The organism is Rhodococcus sp. RDE2 (assembly GCF_020885655.1).
Taxonomy (GTDB): Bacteria; Actinomycetota; Actinomycetes; order Mycobacteriales; family Mycobacteriaceae; genus Rhodococcus; species Rhodococcus pyridinivorans.
This window is the reverse complement of the sequence record NZ_AP025186.1, coordinates 1615278-1630123: the sequence shown is the minus strand read 5'-3', so window position 1 is coordinate 1630123 and position 14846 is coordinate 1615278. Positions and strand designations below refer to the sequence as shown.

The 14846-nt window shown below is 65.5% G+C and carries 15 protein-coding genes; 7 read left to right on the top strand and 8 right to left on the bottom strand.

Annotation, left to right across the window (positions count from 1 at the left end):
- Positions 1-9: 9 nt before the first annotated feature.
- Both LPH33_RS07680 and LPH33_RS07675 read right to left on the bottom strand, forming a co-directional pair.
- Positions 10-2808, bottom strand: coding sequence for an aconitate hydratase (locus tag LPH33_RS07680; protein ID WP_229567672.1), 2799 nt, complete (start codon positions 2806-2808; stop codon positions 10-12).
- An 82-nt stretch (positions 2809-2890) separates the two neighbouring features.
- Complete coding sequence (locus tag LPH33_RS07675) at positions 2891-3454, bottom strand: TetR/AcrR family transcriptional regulator (protein ID WP_229567670.1); 564 nt, start codon at positions 3452-3454, stop codon at positions 2891-2893.
- Between the two features lie 52 nt (positions 3455-3506).
- Between LPH33_RS07675 and LPH33_RS07670 the strand changes: the two genes are divergently transcribed.
- From LPH33_RS07670 to LPH33_RS07645, 6 genes are all read left to right on the top strand, one after another.
- Complete coding sequence (locus tag LPH33_RS07670; protein WP_229567668.1) at positions 3507-4505, top strand: alpha/beta fold hydrolase; 999 nt, start codon at positions 3507-3509, stop codon at positions 4503-4505.
- A gap of 383 nt (positions 4506-4888) precedes the next feature.
- Positions 4889-5317, top strand: a complete 429-nt coding sequence (locus tag LPH33_RS07665) for a hypothetical protein (RefSeq protein WP_229567666.1) — start codon at positions 4889-4891, stop codon at positions 5315-5317.
- Between the two features lie 143 nt (positions 5318-5460).
- Complete coding sequence (locus tag LPH33_RS07660; RefSeq protein WP_229567665.1) at positions 5461-6048, top strand: DUF3558 domain-containing protein; 588 nt, start codon at positions 5461-5463, stop codon at positions 6046-6048.
- Between the two features lie 25 nt (positions 6049-6073).
- The gene (locus LPH33_RS07655; RefSeq protein WP_071934629.1) at positions 6074-6433 is read left to right on the top strand and encodes a hypothetical protein; all 360 of its coding nucleotides are present in this window, start codon (positions 6074-6076) and stop codon (positions 6431-6433) included.
- A gap of 329 nt (positions 6434-6762) precedes the next feature.
- On the top strand, positions 6763-7347 hold the full coding sequence (locus LPH33_RS07650) for a DUF3558 domain-containing protein (RefSeq protein ID WP_229567663.1): 585 nt from the start codon (positions 6763-6765) through the stop codon (positions 7345-7347).
- Between the two features lie 81 nt (positions 7348-7428).
- On the top strand, positions 7429-7725 hold the full coding sequence (locus LPH33_RS07645) for a hypothetical protein (RefSeq protein WP_229567662.1): 297 nt from the start codon (positions 7429-7431) through the stop codon (positions 7723-7725).
- A gap of 535 nt (positions 7726-8260) precedes the next feature.
- Here the strand turns inward: LPH33_RS07645 and LPH33_RS07640 are convergent.
- From LPH33_RS07640 to LPH33_RS07615, 6 genes are read right to left on the bottom strand one after another with little or no spacing between them, the layout of a single operon-like run.
- Positions 8261-9136 (bottom strand): VOC family protein, encoded by an 876-nt coding sequence (locus tag LPH33_RS07640; RefSeq protein ID WP_229567660.1) that lies wholly within the window; start codon positions 9134-9136, stop codon positions 8261-8263.
- On the bottom strand, positions 9133-10311 hold the full coding sequence (locus tag LPH33_RS07635; protein ID WP_229567658.1) for a flavin reductase: 1179 nt from the start codon (positions 10309-10311) through the stop codon (positions 9133-9135). The genes LPH33_RS07640 and LPH33_RS07635 overlap by 4 nt, the downstream gene beginning before the upstream one ends.
- Positions 10312-10321: 10 nt before the next feature.
- Positions 10322-11122: an ABC transporter ATP-binding protein gene (locus LPH33_RS07630; RefSeq protein ID WP_016694258.1), complete on the bottom strand. Its 801-nt coding sequence runs from the start codon at positions 11120-11122 to the stop codon at positions 10322-10324.
- A complete protein-coding gene (locus LPH33_RS07625) occupies positions 11122-11898 on the bottom strand; it encodes an ABC transporter permease (protein WP_229567656.1) in 777 nt (258 codons plus the stop codon). Before LPH33_RS07625 ends, LPH33_RS07630 begins: the two co-directional genes overlap by 1 nt.
- Positions 11895-12773, bottom strand: a complete 879-nt coding sequence (locus LPH33_RS07620; RefSeq protein WP_229567655.1) for an ABC transporter permease — start codon at positions 12771-12773, stop codon at positions 11895-11897. Before LPH33_RS07620 ends, LPH33_RS07625 begins: the two co-directional genes overlap by 4 nt.
- A 1-nt stretch (position 12774) precedes the next feature.
- Positions 12775-13755 (bottom strand): ABC transporter substrate-binding protein, encoded by a 981-nt coding sequence (locus LPH33_RS07615; protein ID WP_071934625.1) that lies wholly within the window; start codon positions 13753-13755, stop codon positions 12775-12777.
- Between the two features lie 259 nt (positions 13756-14014).
- Between LPH33_RS07615 and LPH33_RS07610 the strand changes: the two genes are divergently transcribed.
- Positions 14015-14818: an IclR family transcriptional regulator gene (locus LPH33_RS07610; RefSeq protein WP_229567653.1), complete on the top strand. Its 804-nt coding sequence runs from the start codon at positions 14015-14017 to the stop codon at positions 14816-14818.
- Positions 14819-14846 lie beyond the last annotated feature (28 nt).

Below are 14846 nucleotides of genomic sequence, written 5' to 3'. Positions count from 1 at the left end.
TGTCGTTCTCTACTGCGCGAGCTGCTTACGCAGCACGTACTTCAGGATTCCGCCGTGCTGGAAGTACTCGGCTTCGGCCGGGGTGTCGATGCGCACCGTCGCGTCGAACTCCGTGTCCCCCGCCTTCACGTGCACGGTCTCGGGGATCTCATCGCTGTCCGCGAGTCCGGTGATGGTGAATTCCTCCTCCCCCGTCAGGCCGAGGCTCTGCGCCGACTCGCCCTCCGGGAACTGCAGCGGCAGCACGCCCATGCCGATGAGGTTGGAGCGGTGGATGCGCTCGTACGACTGTGCGATCACTGCGCGCACGCCCAGCAGCAGCGTGCCCTTGGCGGCCCAGTCACGCGACGACCCCGAGCCGTACTCCGCGCCCGCGAGCACGACCAGCGGGGTGCGGTCCTCCGCGTACTTCTGCGCGGCGTCGTAGATGCTCATCTGTTCGTCGGTCGGCAGGTAGCGGGTGACGCCGCCTTCGACGTCCGGCACCAGCTGGTTGCGCAGCCGGATGTTGGCGAAGGTGCCGCGGATCATCACCTCATGGTTGCCACGTCGCGACCCGTAGGAGTTGAAGTCGGCCTGCTCGACGCCGTGTTCCTGCAGGTAGTGACCCGCGGGGCTGTCTCGTCGGATCGCACCGGCCGGCGAGATGTGGTCGGTGGTCACGGAGTCGCCGAGCAGCGCGAGTACCCGCGCGCCCTCGATGTCGCGCAGCGGCTCGGGTTCCGACGACATGTCCTCGAAGTAGGGAGGACGTCGCACGTAGGTCGACTCGTCCTTCCATTCGAACACCTCGCTGTCGGGCACGTCGAGGTTCCGCCACGTCTCGTCACCGGTGTAGACGTCCTGGTAACCGGTCTCGAACATCTCCGCGCGCACCGCGTCGTCGATGACCTCCTGGATCTCCTGCGTCGTGGGCCAGATGTCGCGCAGGTAGACGTCGTTACCCTCGGAGTCGGTGCCGAGCGGGTCGTCGAAGAGGTCGACGAGCATCGACCCGGCCAGCGCGTAGGCGATCACCAGCGGCGGCGACGCGAGGAAGTTCATCTTCGTCTGCGGATGGATACGTCCCTCGAAATTGCGGTTGCCGGACAGAACGGCCGAGACGTTGATGTCGTGCTCGTCGATCGCGGCCGCGATCTCGTCGGGAAGCGGACCGGAGTTGCCGATGCAGGTCGTGCAGCCGTAACCGACGAGGTTGAACCCGAGCTTGTCGAGATACGGCGTGAGGCCTGAGCGTTCGTAGTAGTCGGTGACGATCCGCGACCCCGGAGCCAGGGAGGTCTTCACCCACGGCTTGCTCCGCAGCCCCTTCTCGACAGCCTTCTTGGCGAGCAGCGCCGCACCGATCATCACCGACGGGTTCGACGTGTTCGTGCACGACGTGATCGCCGCGATCACCACGTGCCCGTTGTCGAGTTCGAACTCGTCGCCGTCCCCGACGCGCACCGGGACCTTCTTCGACGGCGGTGCCGAGGTGTCGGCTTCGTCGGGCACCGGATCGCGCGGCTCGTCGCGGGAGTCCTCGCTGCGCACCGACACCGGGTCGCTGGCGGGGAACGATTCGAGCACGCCTTCGTCGACACCCGAGTCCTGGACGCGGGAGACGACGTCGGGCACCTCCTCACCGTTGAGCAGCGAGGTCACAGCCTTCGGCGCGAGGGCGACGGGGATGCGGTCCTGCGGTCGCTTCGGGCCGGCGACGGACGGCCGGACCTTCGACAGATCCAGTTCGACGACCTCGCTGTAGTCGGGTTCGCGATCGGGGTCGTGCCACAGGCCCTGTTCCTTCGCATACGCCTCGACGAGGCGGATCTGCTGGTCGTCGCGACCGGTGAGGCGCAGGTAGTCGAGGGTGGCGTCGTCGATCGGGAAGATCGAGATCGTCGAGCCGTATTCGGGGCTCATGTTGCCGATGGTCGCGCGGTTGGCGAGCGGCACATTGGCGACGCCGGGGCCGAAGAACTCGACGAACTTGCCGACCACGCCCGTCTTGCGGAGCATCTCGGCGACGGTGAGCACGAGGTCGGTCGCCGTGGTGCCCTCCTGCAGTTCACCGGTGAGCTTGAAGCCGACGACCTGCGGGATCAGCATCGACGCCGGCTGTCCCAGCATCGCCGCCTCGGCTTCGATGCCGCCGACACCCCAGCCGACGACGCCGAGGCCGTTGATCATGGGGGTGTGCGAGTCGGTACCGACGAGCGAGTCGGGATAGGCGACGAGCCCGCCGTCTTCGTCCTCCTGCGTGAAGACGACGCGGGCCAGGTACTCGAGGTTCACCTGGTGGCAGATGCCGGTGCCGGGCGGGACCACCTTGAAGTCGTCGAAGGCACCCTGCGCCCAGCGCAGCAGCTCGTAGCGCTCGCGGTTGCGCTGGAACTCGAGGTCGGTGTTGATCCGGAAGGCGTCCTCGGTGCCGAAGACGTCGGCGATCACCGAATGGTCGATGACCAGCTCGGTGGGGATCAGGGGGTTGATGCGCTTCGGATCGCCGCCCTGCTGGGTCATGGCGTCGCGCATCGCGACGAGGTCCACGACGCACGGCACGCCGGTGAAGTCCTGCATGAGGACGCGTGCCGGGGAGAACTGGATCTCCGGGTTGTGGGTCGACTTCGGATCCCATCCCGCCACGGCCTCGATCTGCTCCCGGGTGACGAGTCGCCCGTCCTCGGTGCGCAGCAGGTTCTCCAGCAGGACCTTGAGGCTGTAGGGCAGCCGCTCCGAGCCCGGGACCTTGTCGATGCGATAGATCCGATAGTCGGTGTCGTCGACCTTCAGGGTGTCGCGTGTGCCGAAACTGTCGTCGCTCATGAACGTGCCTCCCGACTGCGATGTTTCCGGTGGTTACCCGAGTGGGTAGCCCGTTCCGTCGCGCGGCAATCACCGAGCAGGTTCAGGCGGTCGCGCGGGCGACCTCGTCGGTGATCAGAGCGATGCCGTCGGGCGGTTCCGTGACGCAGACCAGGACGGCTTGTGTGATGCCGTTGCTGAGCGCGACGAGGCGCGTGGCCTCTTTGAGTGCTTTCTCGGGTGGCATGCCCAGTTCTTCGAGGAGTCGTCGGGTTTCCTCTGCTGTGCCTTGTGTCGACTCTTCCAGGAACGCGCGGATCCAGGGGTCGCTCGCGGACTTGGCGAGATAGGCGTACCAGACGGACACGCCGAGACGTCCGGCCTCGTCCGTCGGGACTGGTTGAGCGAGAAGGGCGACGAGTGCTGCACGCGGATCGGATTCTGCTCGTTCGTAGCGTTTTTCGGCTTCGGCGACCATGTATTCGGCACCGGTGCGGATGAGGTGTTCCTTGGAATCGAAGTAGTGCTGGATCCGACCGATCGACACTCCCCCGGCGGCGGCCACCGCCTGGAAGGTCACGCCGTCGATCCCTCGCTCGTGGATGACCGCCCACAGCGCGTACACGATCTCCCGACGGCGTTGGGCATGGTCGACGACTCTCGGCATGATGACACGATACAATATGAACATATTGCAACGTCGACAATCGGGGGTCCGGATGACCCAGCACATTCGATCGAACAGATTCGTTCGACGCGCCGGCACGGCGCTGGTCGCGATATTCGCAGTCGTCGGCCTGGTCGCCGCCTACCAGTTCTTCTTCGGCGCGCCGGGCGTCGGCCACTTCCGCAGCGCCGACGGCCGCGACAGTTACGTCGCCGCCTACGAGCGAGCGATGTCCACGCTGCCGACACCTTCCGAGGTTCACGACGTCCCCACCCGGTTCGGCACGGTCCGCGTCTACGAATGGACGTCGCCTCGGACGGCCGACTCCGTGCCCGTCGTTCTCGTCCCGGGCCGCGCGTCGGGTGTGCCGATGTGGGGTGAGAACCTTCCTGGCTTCCTTCCCGAGCACCGAGTTCTCGCGTTCGATGCCCTCGGCGACGCAGGACTGTCCGTCCAGGCCGCACCGTTGACCTCTACCGACGACCAGGCGCTGTGGATCGACGACGTGCTCTCAGGGCTCGGCCTGGAGACTGCGCATGTCGTCGGACACTCCTTCGGTGGGGCAAGCGCGGCGTCCTACGCGAAGCAGTTCCCCGAGAAGGTCCGGTCGCTGACATTGCTCGAGCCGGTGTTCACCTTCGGTTATCCCCCTGCCCGAATGTTGTTCTGGGCGTCGGTGTCGACACTGCCGGGCCTTCCGACCGATTGGCGGGACACGGCACTCGCGAAGGTCGGGGGTGTCGACGACTACGACTCCGATGACGCCATGGCGACGATGATCTCGGAGGGTTCGGAGCATTTCTCCGCCGCACTACCGACCCCGTCGCCCCTGAGCGACGACGAGCTTGCGGCTTTGGTTATGCCCACCTATGTCGCTATCGCGGAGCGTGATTCACTCGCCGGAGGTGAGAAAGCAGCAGCTCGGGCACGGCAACTCGCTGATGCCGAGGTTCTGGTCTTTCCCGACACGACGCACTCGCTCCCCATGCAGGCAAAAGATCGACTGAACTCGGAACTACCCGAGTTCTGGCGCGGGGTCGAGCAGGACTGACGCGGTAGCGGAGCGCGAAATGGTCATCGGCGCGCGTTGTTGCGCGCACCGATGACCATTTCGCGCTCTCGGGTGGGGGCTTTGTGTAACGCGTGTGGCGGCAGGTGCGACACCCATACGGTCATTCCACACAGAACGGACATTGCATTGAACCTGCCCGCCGGCTCGCGGCCGCCTCATCCCCGGCCTGCCCCGAGTCGACGAGGACGGATCTCAGTGCGCAGTCCCCTGGGTGGGGAAACGCGAACTGGTGGAGGAGTCGACGACCCGCGGCCATAAGCCGCCACGCCAAACACCCTCCCACCCCGTCCGCATACGGACTGCAGCCCACATCCAGGGCGGGGTGCGCTCGACCGACAGCATTCACACAAGGATTGGATTCAATGAAGAAGTTCATCGGAACGCTCGCTGCTGCGGCAACTCTCGCTACGGGCACTGTCGTACTCACTGCACCTGCAGCTCAGGCAGCGACGATTTCCGGCAGCGCGGTCGAGTACGTGTTCTGCAGCGCTAACCAGCACAACAACGAAGTCACCTACTACGACCGATACGGCATGGTCGAGAAGATCGTCAGCTTGCCCGACTTCGACGGGAAGGTCTACTGCGGGGCGATCGAGGTCGGCATCGAGTCCGATTCGTATGTCTGGTCCTCGATTGCCAACGATCACTCGCACTACGTATACGCGGCGATCTACTCGGTGTCCTACCCGCTCTTCTCGGGAAGCACCGGCGCCCCGCCCAACCGGACTCTAATTGCGCGGGAGGAAAGTCGCGATCGCTCTGGCGGCTTCAACTACGCCATCGCATCGTAGCGAACAGACGATTCCATCGAATGCCCTCGGCTCCTTGGAGCTGAGGGCATTCGAGTATGACGATCCGCCCAGTCGCTACAACCCGACAGCGACGCCCTGAGCCGTTGTGTTAACGTCTGCCCGACAATCGATCGGGGGGTCGCATGGGCAGATGGGGTACAGTCGCGCTCGCTGCAGCGGCGGTAGCGGCGACGGCGTGCAGTCCGAGCGTCGCGGACGATACCGCAGGCGACGAGACAACGACATCGACGACCCGAACCCCGCGCATCACCGACGACTCCGGCCGACCGCCCGTCTCCTTCGACCCCTGCTACGACATCCCCGACGAGATCATGAACGCGGCGGGGTATGACGCGGCGAAGAAAGAGCTCGCGGACATGCCGATGGGGACGTACACCTTCCTCGGATGCACCTACCACGACGACAACGAAATTGCTGGCATCAGCCTTGGATACAGCCTCAACATCCTCGCCGGCAACGTGACACTCGACGAAGAACTCGAGAATAGCGCTCACATCGCCACGCCACTTTTCATCAACGGCCGGCGCACCCTTCTCGAAGTCGACCCAGGCCGGCGCAACACCTGTAAGTACGTCGTAGAAACCCGGTTCGGTCTGATCATGCTCACGCGGATCTACCACCCGGATTATCCGGGATCCGCTCCGATCGAGGAGTGGTGCACGGGCTTGGAGGAGCTCACGACGTCGATCGAGCCCTTCATCCCCACATGACCGTCATCTATCCGAAAGCCCTTCGATGAACGACTTCGCTAGGCTCGACCCACACGTCGTCGACGAGATTGTCCGCATCTGCGTGGTGATGCTTCGAGAATTCAAGGATGCCGAGGCAACAGCGGCGAAACTCCTAGATGTCCGTGGATTCGGCGATTTCGTGTCCGCCCAACAACTCGCGGCCGGTTATAGACGTAAAGCCGCCGGCAGCCCTGAATCTGCCGTCGAACGCATTCAGCAGTTCACCGACGCACTCCTGCAACTCCGCGACGCCTTCGCAACCGGCGGAGAAGCCTTCCTCGACACCGAATCCGACTGGGCCCGTCAACTCGCCATCGCCGACCCCGACAGCGGAGCGGGAAACGGTCATCAGAGCGCGCAATAACGCGCGCCTCTGACCACTTCGCGCGCTCGATCGGTTGTGTCGGCGTCCGGCCGGCATTCGATCGGGGTCGAATGGGCAAGGGGAACAACCGATGCGACTTCCATCCACTCGCCCGTTGGCTATTCGGAACGGTGCAGACAGTATCTGCGATTGCGGTCATAATCAATCCGATCCTGTGAATCAGGCCACCCTGCAGATACCTATGGGCGCGCGGAGCGGGAATGGTCATCGGAGCGCGCTACAACGCGCTCTTGTGACTAGTTCGCGCTCCGGAGTGCTGGGCCGAGCCGTTGTGTTAGCGTCTGCCGACAAATCGATCGGGGGGTCGCATGGGTAGGTGGGGAACAGTCGCGCTCGCAGCACTGGCGGTAGTGGCGACGGCGTGCAGTCCGGGTTCGACGGAGCCGGCCACGAGCGACGAGGCTTCCACGTCGGCCACCCGGACCCCGCGCATCACCGACGACTCCGGCAGACCCCCCGTCACCTTCGACCCCTGCTACGACATCCCCGACGACGTCATGCACGCGGCCGGGTACGACGCGGGGAAGAAAGAGCTCGCGGACATGCCGATGGGGACGTACACCTTTCTGGGGTGTCTTTACAAGAAGGACGACTACATCCCTGGTGTCAGGCGTGGATTCGGGCTCAACGTCCTGGCGGGGAATGTCACCCTCGAAGAGGAAGCTAAGAAGAACGGGCACATTTCCGAACCGACATCGATCAATGGCCGGGGTGCACTGCTACGAGTCGACCCGTCGGCGTCACTCGCCTGCACGTATGTCCTGGAAACAAACTTCGGAATCGTCATCTTCGACAGGCTCTACCACTCGGACTCCGTAATTCGTCCGCCCATCGAGGTGTGGTGTGACGGGTTCGAGGAACTCGTCGCGTCGATCGAACCCTTTCTCAACTGATCCACGAGGAGCGCTATGCCATCCGGTTTCACCCGACTCGAGCCGCATGTCGTGAACGAGATCCTCAGGATATGCAAGGTCATGCTTGATGAATTCGACGAGTCACAGGAGACAGCGCGTAGGCTGCTCAACGTCGAGGGCTTCGGGGACTTCGCGTCAGCGCAACAGCTCGCGGCCGGTTACAAGCGCAAAGCCTCAGGCACACCGGAATCCGCAGTCGAACGCATCGAACAGTTCACCCGGGCACTCACCCAACTCCGCGACGCCTTCGCAACCGGCGGAGAAGTATTCCTCGACACCGAATCCGATTGGGCCCGCCAACTCGCCGCCACCGACCCCGACAGCGGAGCGGGAAATGATCATCGGAGCGCGCAATAACACACACCGATGACCATTTCGCGCGTTCGAGCAGTTGCGTTGTTGTCGGCCGACAATCGATCGGGACCGAATAGGCAAGGGGAACAGCTGATTCGACTTCCATCCGCTCGCAGGTTCGTCATTCGCTACAGTTACGACAGGCGCAAATGGCAATTTCGCGAGCGGATGCAGTGAGAAGATGCCCCAGCGCCATCACCGACCCCGGCAGCGAAGCGGGAAATGGTCATCAGAGCGCGCAATAACGCGCACCGATGACCATTTCGCGCGCTCGAGCAGTTGTGTTGGCATCCGGCCGACAACCGATCGGGGTCGAACAGGCAAGGGGAACAACTGATACGACTTCCATCCGCTCGTCGGTTGGCCATTCGCTACGGTTGCGGCGCGTGCAATCGGCAAATCCGCGAGCGGATGCAGTGAGGAAGCACCCCTGCGCCGCCACCGACCCCCAACAGCGAAGCGCGAAATGGTCACCAGCGCGCGCAATAACGAGCACCGATGACCATTCCGCGCTCCTACGACTGCACAGAACCGAGCACTAGCCCTGCGGGCGGCGGTGACCCCAGTAGTGAGCGGAACCGTAGCGGGTGGGGAGCCAGTTCTCGTCGTCGATGAGAATACCGCCGACGCCGCACTCGATGCCGAAACCCGAAGGGCTGCGGACGTAGAACGAGATCATCTTGTCGTTCGTGTGCTTGCCGAGGGTGGAGAGGATCGGGATGTCGCTGTCCTCCACCTTGTCCCACTGGCGGCCCAGCAGATCGAGGTCGTCGATCTCGAACATCAGGTGCCCGATGCCCTTGTTCCGGTGCGGCGCATGGGCATACGCGAACGAATGGTGGCGCGGGTTGCAGTGCAGGAAGGTGCCCACCGAGCCCGGCATGTCGATGTGGTCGCTGAGCCGGAAACCGAGGATGTCCCGGAACAGGCGGTCGTAGACCTTCGCATCGCCGTGCAGCGCCTGGAAGGCGTGCCCGAAACCGATGTCGCTCGCGACGAAGTTCGCGCCCGTGGGCGAGACGAACTTGTCGAGGGCGTTGCGCAGACCCCAGAACAACTCGTGGTCGATGACGTCCTCGGGGTCGCGGAAGCGGACGAGATCCATGACCTGCCGCTCCTCGATCACGGAGGAGTCGACCGACTCGACGTGGTAGCCGGCGTCGACGAGGCGCTTCGACAGTTCCTCGAGAGCTTCCGGTCCGCCGACGTCCCAGCCGAGCGCGGTGACACCCGGGTCGTCGGAACGCCGCACGTCGAGGCGGTAGGCGTACTCGTCCATCCGCATCAGCATCCGGTCGTCGTCGCGGTAGGCGACCTGCAGGCCGAGGAGTTCGGAACCGAAGGAAACCCACTCGTCGAGGTCCTTCGCGCGGACGACCGCGTATCCCAGTGCCCTGACTCGAGCGTTCATCATTTCTCCTTGGTCGATGGGGTGCGCGCGGCGAGAGCCTCGGCGGTGCCGGCGGCGACGGATCGCAGATCGTCGATCCAGCGCAGCACCTGGTCACCGGACGCGGCGCGCGGAAGCCGGGACAGTCGCAGTGCGATGCGGGTGCGTCCCTCAGGGTCGGGGACGGGGACGACGACCGAGTGCAGGTCGTACGTGCCGTCGGGGTCGATGTCGGGTTCGTACAGCGACGCGGTGCCGGAGATCATCTGCTTCATCCGGCGGTCGTGCTCGGGCAGGACGTCGCATCCCGAGTAGTCGTTCATCACGGACACGCGAGCGAGCTCGGTTTCGGGCATGAGCGACATCGAGTAGCCGCGGTCACGGACCTTCTCGAGGTTCGAGACGAAAGCTGCTGTGTCGTCGTTCCTTCCGGCACGGCCGAGCCACTGCTGCACTTCGTCGTCGGAGGCCTGGCTGTGGAAGACGGTGCCGAGCGGCGGGATCAGAGGAATCCGCTGTCCGATCTCGACGGCATCGGGATCACCGGAATGGTTCTCGGTCATCACGAAGACCGCTTCGTCGCCGACGCGTGCGAGCACACCGCAGTCCGCGCCGACGCCCGCGGCGAGCGCTTCGAGTCCGCCGCGGGCCGCCTCGGCCATGCGCACGCCCCGGATGAGTTCCGGGTCGGCGGGTGCGACGGAGGTCGGCAGGGAGAACCTTCCGTATCCGCCCTGGAAGAACAGCAGCGGCAGCGTCGGGCGGGCCACGTCGAGGTCCTGCACACGGCCCATGACGATGAAGTGATCGCCACCTTCGAGTTCGTCGGCGACCTCGCAGTCGATCCAGGTGACGGCTCCGTCGAGGATGGGGGATCCCGACGGCGCCGGCGTCCACTCGACACCCGCGAACTTGTCGTCGCCGCGGGCGGCGAACCGCCCGCAGAGTTCACGCTGGTCGGCGGCGAGCACGTTGACGCAGAAGTGGCTGCTCGTGCGGAGCCGCGCGTAGGTGCGCGACTCGCGGGTGGGCAGGTACGCCACGATCGGTGGGTCCAGCGACACCGAGGTGAACGAACCGACCACCATGCCCACGGGCTGCCCGTCGGCGTCGATCGCGGTGATGACCGCGACGCCGGTCGGATAGTGCCCGAGGGTCTGGCGGAAGCGCGCGGGGTCGATCGTGCCGTGGATCTGCATGACCTCTCCCCTACGCGGTCGCCGGGTTGCGGATGAGGGTGTAGACCTCGGCGCGCAGGTCGGCGAACTCCGGCAGTGCCTTCGTCGACAGCTGGTCGCGCGGCTGCGGCAGGTCGATCGGGAGCATCGCGGTGACGCGCGCGGGACGACCGGACAGTGCGAGCACGGTGTCGGCGAGGTAGACGGCCTCGTCGATGTCGTGGGTGACCAGCATGACCGTCAGTCCGAGATGGTCGCGTACACGCAGCACGAGGTCCTCGAGGTCGGCGCGGGTCTGCGCGTCGACGGAGGCGAACGGCTCGTCCATGATGATCGCGCGCGGGTTCGACGCGAGGGCGCGGGCGATGGCGACGCGCTGCTGCATGCCGCCGGACAGCTGCCACGGGTACGCCTGGGCGACGTCGCTCAGGCCGACCTCGACGAGCGCCTGCCGTGCCTGCTTGAGGCGTTCGGCCTTCTTGACGCCGGCCGAGCGCAGCGGCAGGGCGACGTTGTCGATGACCGACAGCCACGGCATCAGCGACCGGCTGTAGTCCTGGAAGACGATCGCGAGGCCTTCCGGGGGTTCGGTGACGCGCTTGCCCTCGAAGAGGATGTCGCCTTCGCTGGGGCGGATGAGTCCGGTCAGGCACTGCAGCAGGGTGCTCTTGCCGACGCCGGACGGGCCGACGATGCACACGAATTCACCCTTGCCGACGGTGAAGTCGAGGCCTTCGAAGATCTGCGGTCCGCCGTAGCTGTGTCCGAGACCGCGTACTTCGAGCACCGTACCCGTGCGGGTCTCGGGCTTGGTCGCTTCGGTAGTGGTCATCATTTGCCTCCACGGTTGTGCGCGGTCATGCCCGCATGCCAGGCCAGCACGCGACGCTCGACGAGCGCGAAGAGCTTGTTGAGCAGGTAGCCGAGGATCCCCAGCGCGATGATGCCCGCCCACATCGAGGTGATCTTGAATCCACGTTGTGCGTCGAGGATGTAGTAGCCGATGCCGCCGGGGGTACCGACCATCTCGGCGACGACCATCGCGACGATGGAGATCGCCAGTGCGGTACGTGCACCCGCGAAGATCTGCGGCGACGCGGCCGGCAGGATCACGAAGCGGATCCGGTCCCCGAGCGTGATGCGGTAGCTGGCGGTCACCTGGTGCAGAACGGGTTCGACGGAGCGGACACCGTCGATGGTGTTGAGCAGGATCGGCCAGGTCGCGACGAGGGCGATGATGGCGATCTTCATCGAGTCACCGAGGCCGAGCAGCAGGATCATCACGGGAAGGATCGCGACGCCCGGTGTGGCCCGGAGGAATTCGACGATGGGTCGCACCGCGTTGTCGACGCGGGTCATGACGCCGAGCGCCAGTCCGAGGCCGACACCGGCGACGCAGGCGAGTGCGAAGCCGACGAACAGTCGCTGCAGACTCGGCCAGATCTCGGTGCGGATGCCCTCGAAGAACCACACGTCGGCGAACTTGTCGAGGATCTCCGACAGCGGCGGGAAGTAGGGGTCGGTGCTGGTGGCACTGAAGATTGCCCACAGTGCGATGAGCAGGACGGGGAGCCACAGCTCCCATGCGAGGCGGCGTACGACGGTCACGGCTTGTTCACCCTTTCGGACGGGTGCCACCACAGCACGCGGCTCTGCGCGAGAACGAGAAGACGGTTCAGGCAGATACCGAGTACACCGGCGGTGAACACGTAGACGAACATCCGCTGGGTGTCGTCGACGGTCAGGGCTTGGTAGAGGCGCTGGCCGATGCCGTCCGCACCACCGAGGAACTCGGCGGAGATCGTGATCAGGAGGCTGATGGTCGCGGCGATACGCAGACCCGTCATGAGGAACGGCATCGACGACGGGAGGTAGATGTCCCGGATCCGGCTCGCCGGCGACAGGCGGAACGCCCGGGCCACCTGCTTCATCTGCGACGACAACTGCTGCGCTGCGTAGGTCGACTGGACGAGGATCGGCCAGACGGCGCTGAACATCACCAGGACGACGGCCATGGTGCGGGTGCCGCCGAACAGCAGCAGCACCAGCGGCAGGATCGCGACACCGGGGATCGTGCGTCCGAAGTCGACGACGAACGAGGTGCTCTGCTCGACCTTGCGGTAGGTGCCGTTGACCAGACCGAGCGGAACACCGATCAGCACGGAGAGCCCGAAACCGATCAGGGCGGTCAGCAGGGTGTTGCCGACGGCGTCCCAGTACTGGCCGGTGACGACGAGGTCGGCGCCGGTCTCGATCAGCTGGAGTGGCGTCGGGATGCCCGAGGCCTTGCCCGGTCCGGTGACGAACACGTGCCAGGCGACGACGACGATCGCGAGGGCGACGAGCTTGCCGGCAGCGGAGGTGAGCCGCGCGGACATCGTCTTGCGCTTGCGTGCTGCGGCGCGTCCGATCGAACCGGCGGGGCGCGGTGGGGTCACCTCCCGAGCTGCCCCGGGCGCATTCGCGGTGGCGGTGGGGCTCATGTCAGCCACCCACGATCATGTCGCCGGGAGCGGGAGCGTCCGCCTCCTGGACCAGGCCGTAACGGACCATCCGGTCGAGGGTGGAGTTGATGTTGTCCTCGGTGATCGGGGTCGTCGGGAACTTCGGGTAGATGGCCTGCGACAGGATCGCGGGATCGACCTCGATGTAGGTCGCGGCGACCTCGGCGGCGAGACCGTCCTGCTCGGCGAGCATGGTGTTGGCCTCGACGACCGCGTCGCGGAACTTCTCGACGTTCTCGGCGTTCTCCGCGGCGTAGCGCGGGGTGGTCACGTAGGCGTACGAGAGGTCGCCGCCGGCGTTGACGAAGTGATCGAGGACGCGCAGATCCGGGTCGTTGAGGGTGGCGGTGCCGGAGGGCTCCGCCGTGGTGACGACGTCGACGCTGCCGGAGCGGAGTGCGGCGAGGGTGTTGGGCACCTCGACGAACTCGGTCTTCGACGAGTCACCGCCGGCGTTGTCGATGGCCTCACGCACGTCGAGCCACAGCTGGCCCTTGGTCTGCGGGATGCCGAAGGTGGCGTTCTCGAGGTCGGCGACGCTCTGGATGGGGCTGTCCGCCCGGACCCAGAAGCGGCCGCTGGTCAGACCGTCGTCCTTCGCGGGGGCTCCCACGGCTCCCGGAGCGGCCATCACGAGGTCGACGCCTTCGGTCTTGGCGATGATCGGGCTGACCATGTCCATGAGGGCGAAGTCGATCTTCCCGCCGAGCAGCTGAGGGGTGGCCTCGCCGGGCGTCGCGACGGTGACGAGCTCGACGTCGAGGCCGTGCTTGTCGAAGACTCCTTCGAGGTCGGCGGTACGCGGTCCGAGGGCGTTGAAGCTCGGGAACACGGCGACGCGCACGGTGCCGTCGCCGGCGGTGTCGGCGTCGCTGGATCCGCCGCACGCGGTCAGCGCGAGCGAGGCCAGTGCGCCGAGGGCGAGCACCTTGAGCGGGCGCGGGAACTTCGTGATGTTCATGGGGCTCCTTGGGAAGAAGTCGCTGTACAGGTGGGGAACGGCCGTCGAGGGGGCGGCACTGCTCGTCCGTTCGTCGACATCAGGCCCGGTCGGCACCGGCAGCACCGCAACGAATGCTGCTGAATCTGCCAGGGCCGGGGCGGCGGGGGAACCGAAATTCCATTGGGTGATTGCAACCACGAAATCCGGGTGGGCCGCCCCTTAACGTGGACCGCATGGCAAGCGATTCGATCGTGTCCATCACTGAGTGGAGGAACCGTTGACCGTTCTCGACGACACCCACAATGGGTCCCGCGAGGAGCGCGCCGGCCGCCAGATGACGTCGGTGGCGAAGGCGCTGCAGCTGCTCGACGCATTCCGCAAGGCTCGCGCCGACATGAGCCTGAGCGAACTCGCGCGTCGCGCCGATGTGCCGAAGTCGACGGCCTTCCGCCTGCTCGCCGAGCTCGAACAGTCCGGTTTCGTCGCCCGCAACGGTACGAAATACCGACTGGGGCTGTCCTGCTTCGAACTCGGCGCACGTTACAGCATGTGCCGTCCGAACGGTCTGCGCGACACGGCAAGTCATTTCGTCAGTCACCTCCACACGGCTACCGGTCTCACGGCTCATCTCGCTGTCCTCGACGGTCCCGAGATCCTGCATGTCGAGAAGGTCCAGGGCCCGAACAACCCTGTGGTTCTCACGATGCCGGGCCAACGTCATCCCGCATCCTGCACGGCACTCGGCAAGACGCTTCTCGCTTTCGGCAGTTCCGAGGACGTCCGTACCGCACTCGACGCCGGTCTGCCTCGTTTCACTCCACACTCGATCACCGACCCTCGTCGTTTCATGTCCGAGCTGAAACGGATCCGGGAATCGGGCGTCGCCTACAACCGTCAAGAGCTCTCGCGCGAACTCGTCTGCGTCGCTGCCCCGATCATCGTTCACGGGACGATCGAAGCGGCCGTGTCGGTGTCCGGACCGACCGCAGGCGTCCGGTGGGACCGGACCGAGATGCTCGTTCGTCGTGCGGCAGCGGATATCTCGGCTGCTCGCGGTCGGAACATGAGATCGCAGATCTGAGTGTTTCCTCGAGGCGGGGGACGGCGCG

What these genes read in the sequence shown, in the direction of transcription:
- LPH33_RS07680 (WP_229567672.1), bottom strand. Translation starts at nt 2,808, where the DNA reads ATGAGCGACGACAGTTTCGGCACACGCGACACCCTGAAGGTCGACGAC.
- LPH33_RS07675 (WP_229567670.1), bottom strand. Translation starts at nt 3,454, where the DNA reads ATGCCGAGAGTCGTCGACCATGCCCAACGCCGTCGGGAGATCGTGTAC.
- LPH33_RS07670 (WP_229567668.1), top strand. Translation starts at nt 3,507, where the DNA reads ATGACCCAGCACATTCGATCGAACAGATTCGTTCGACGCGCCGGCACG.
- LPH33_RS07665 (WP_229567666.1), top strand. Translation starts at nt 4,889, where the DNA reads ATGAAGAAGTTCATCGGAACGCTCGCTGCTGCGGCAACTCTCGCTACG.
- LPH33_RS07660 (WP_229567665.1), top strand. Translation starts at nt 5,461, where the DNA reads ATGGGCAGATGGGGTACAGTCGCGCTCGCTGCAGCGGCGGTAGCGGCG.
- LPH33_RS07655 (WP_071934629.1), top strand. Translation starts at nt 6,074, where the DNA reads ATGAACGACTTCGCTAGGCTCGACCCACACGTCGTCGACGAGATTGTC.
- LPH33_RS07650 (WP_229567663.1), top strand. Translation starts at nt 6,763, where the DNA reads ATGGGTAGGTGGGGAACAGTCGCGCTCGCAGCACTGGCGGTAGTGGCG.
- LPH33_RS07645 (WP_229567662.1), top strand. Translation starts at nt 7,429, where the DNA reads ATGCTTGATGAATTCGACGAGTCACAGGAGACAGCGCGTAGGCTGCTC.
- LPH33_RS07640 (WP_229567660.1), bottom strand. Translation starts at nt 9,136, where the DNA reads ATGATGAACGCTCGAGTCAGGGCACTGGGATACGCGGTCGTCCGCGCG.
- LPH33_RS07635 (WP_229567658.1), bottom strand. Translation starts at nt 10,311, where the DNA reads ATGCAGATCCACGGCACGATCGACCCCGCGCGCTTCCGCCAGACCCTC.
- LPH33_RS07630 (WP_016694258.1), bottom strand. Translation starts at nt 11,122, where the DNA reads ATGACCACTACCGAAGCGACCAAGCCCGAGACCCGCACGGGTACGGTG.
- LPH33_RS07620 (WP_229567655.1), bottom strand. Translation starts at nt 12,773, where the DNA reads ATGAGCCCCACCGCCACCGCGAATGCGCCCGGGGCAGCTCGGGAGGTG.
- LPH33_RS07615 (WP_071934625.1), bottom strand. Translation starts at nt 13,755, where the DNA reads ATGAACATCACGAAGTTCCCGCGCCCGCTCAAGGTGCTCGCCCTCGGC.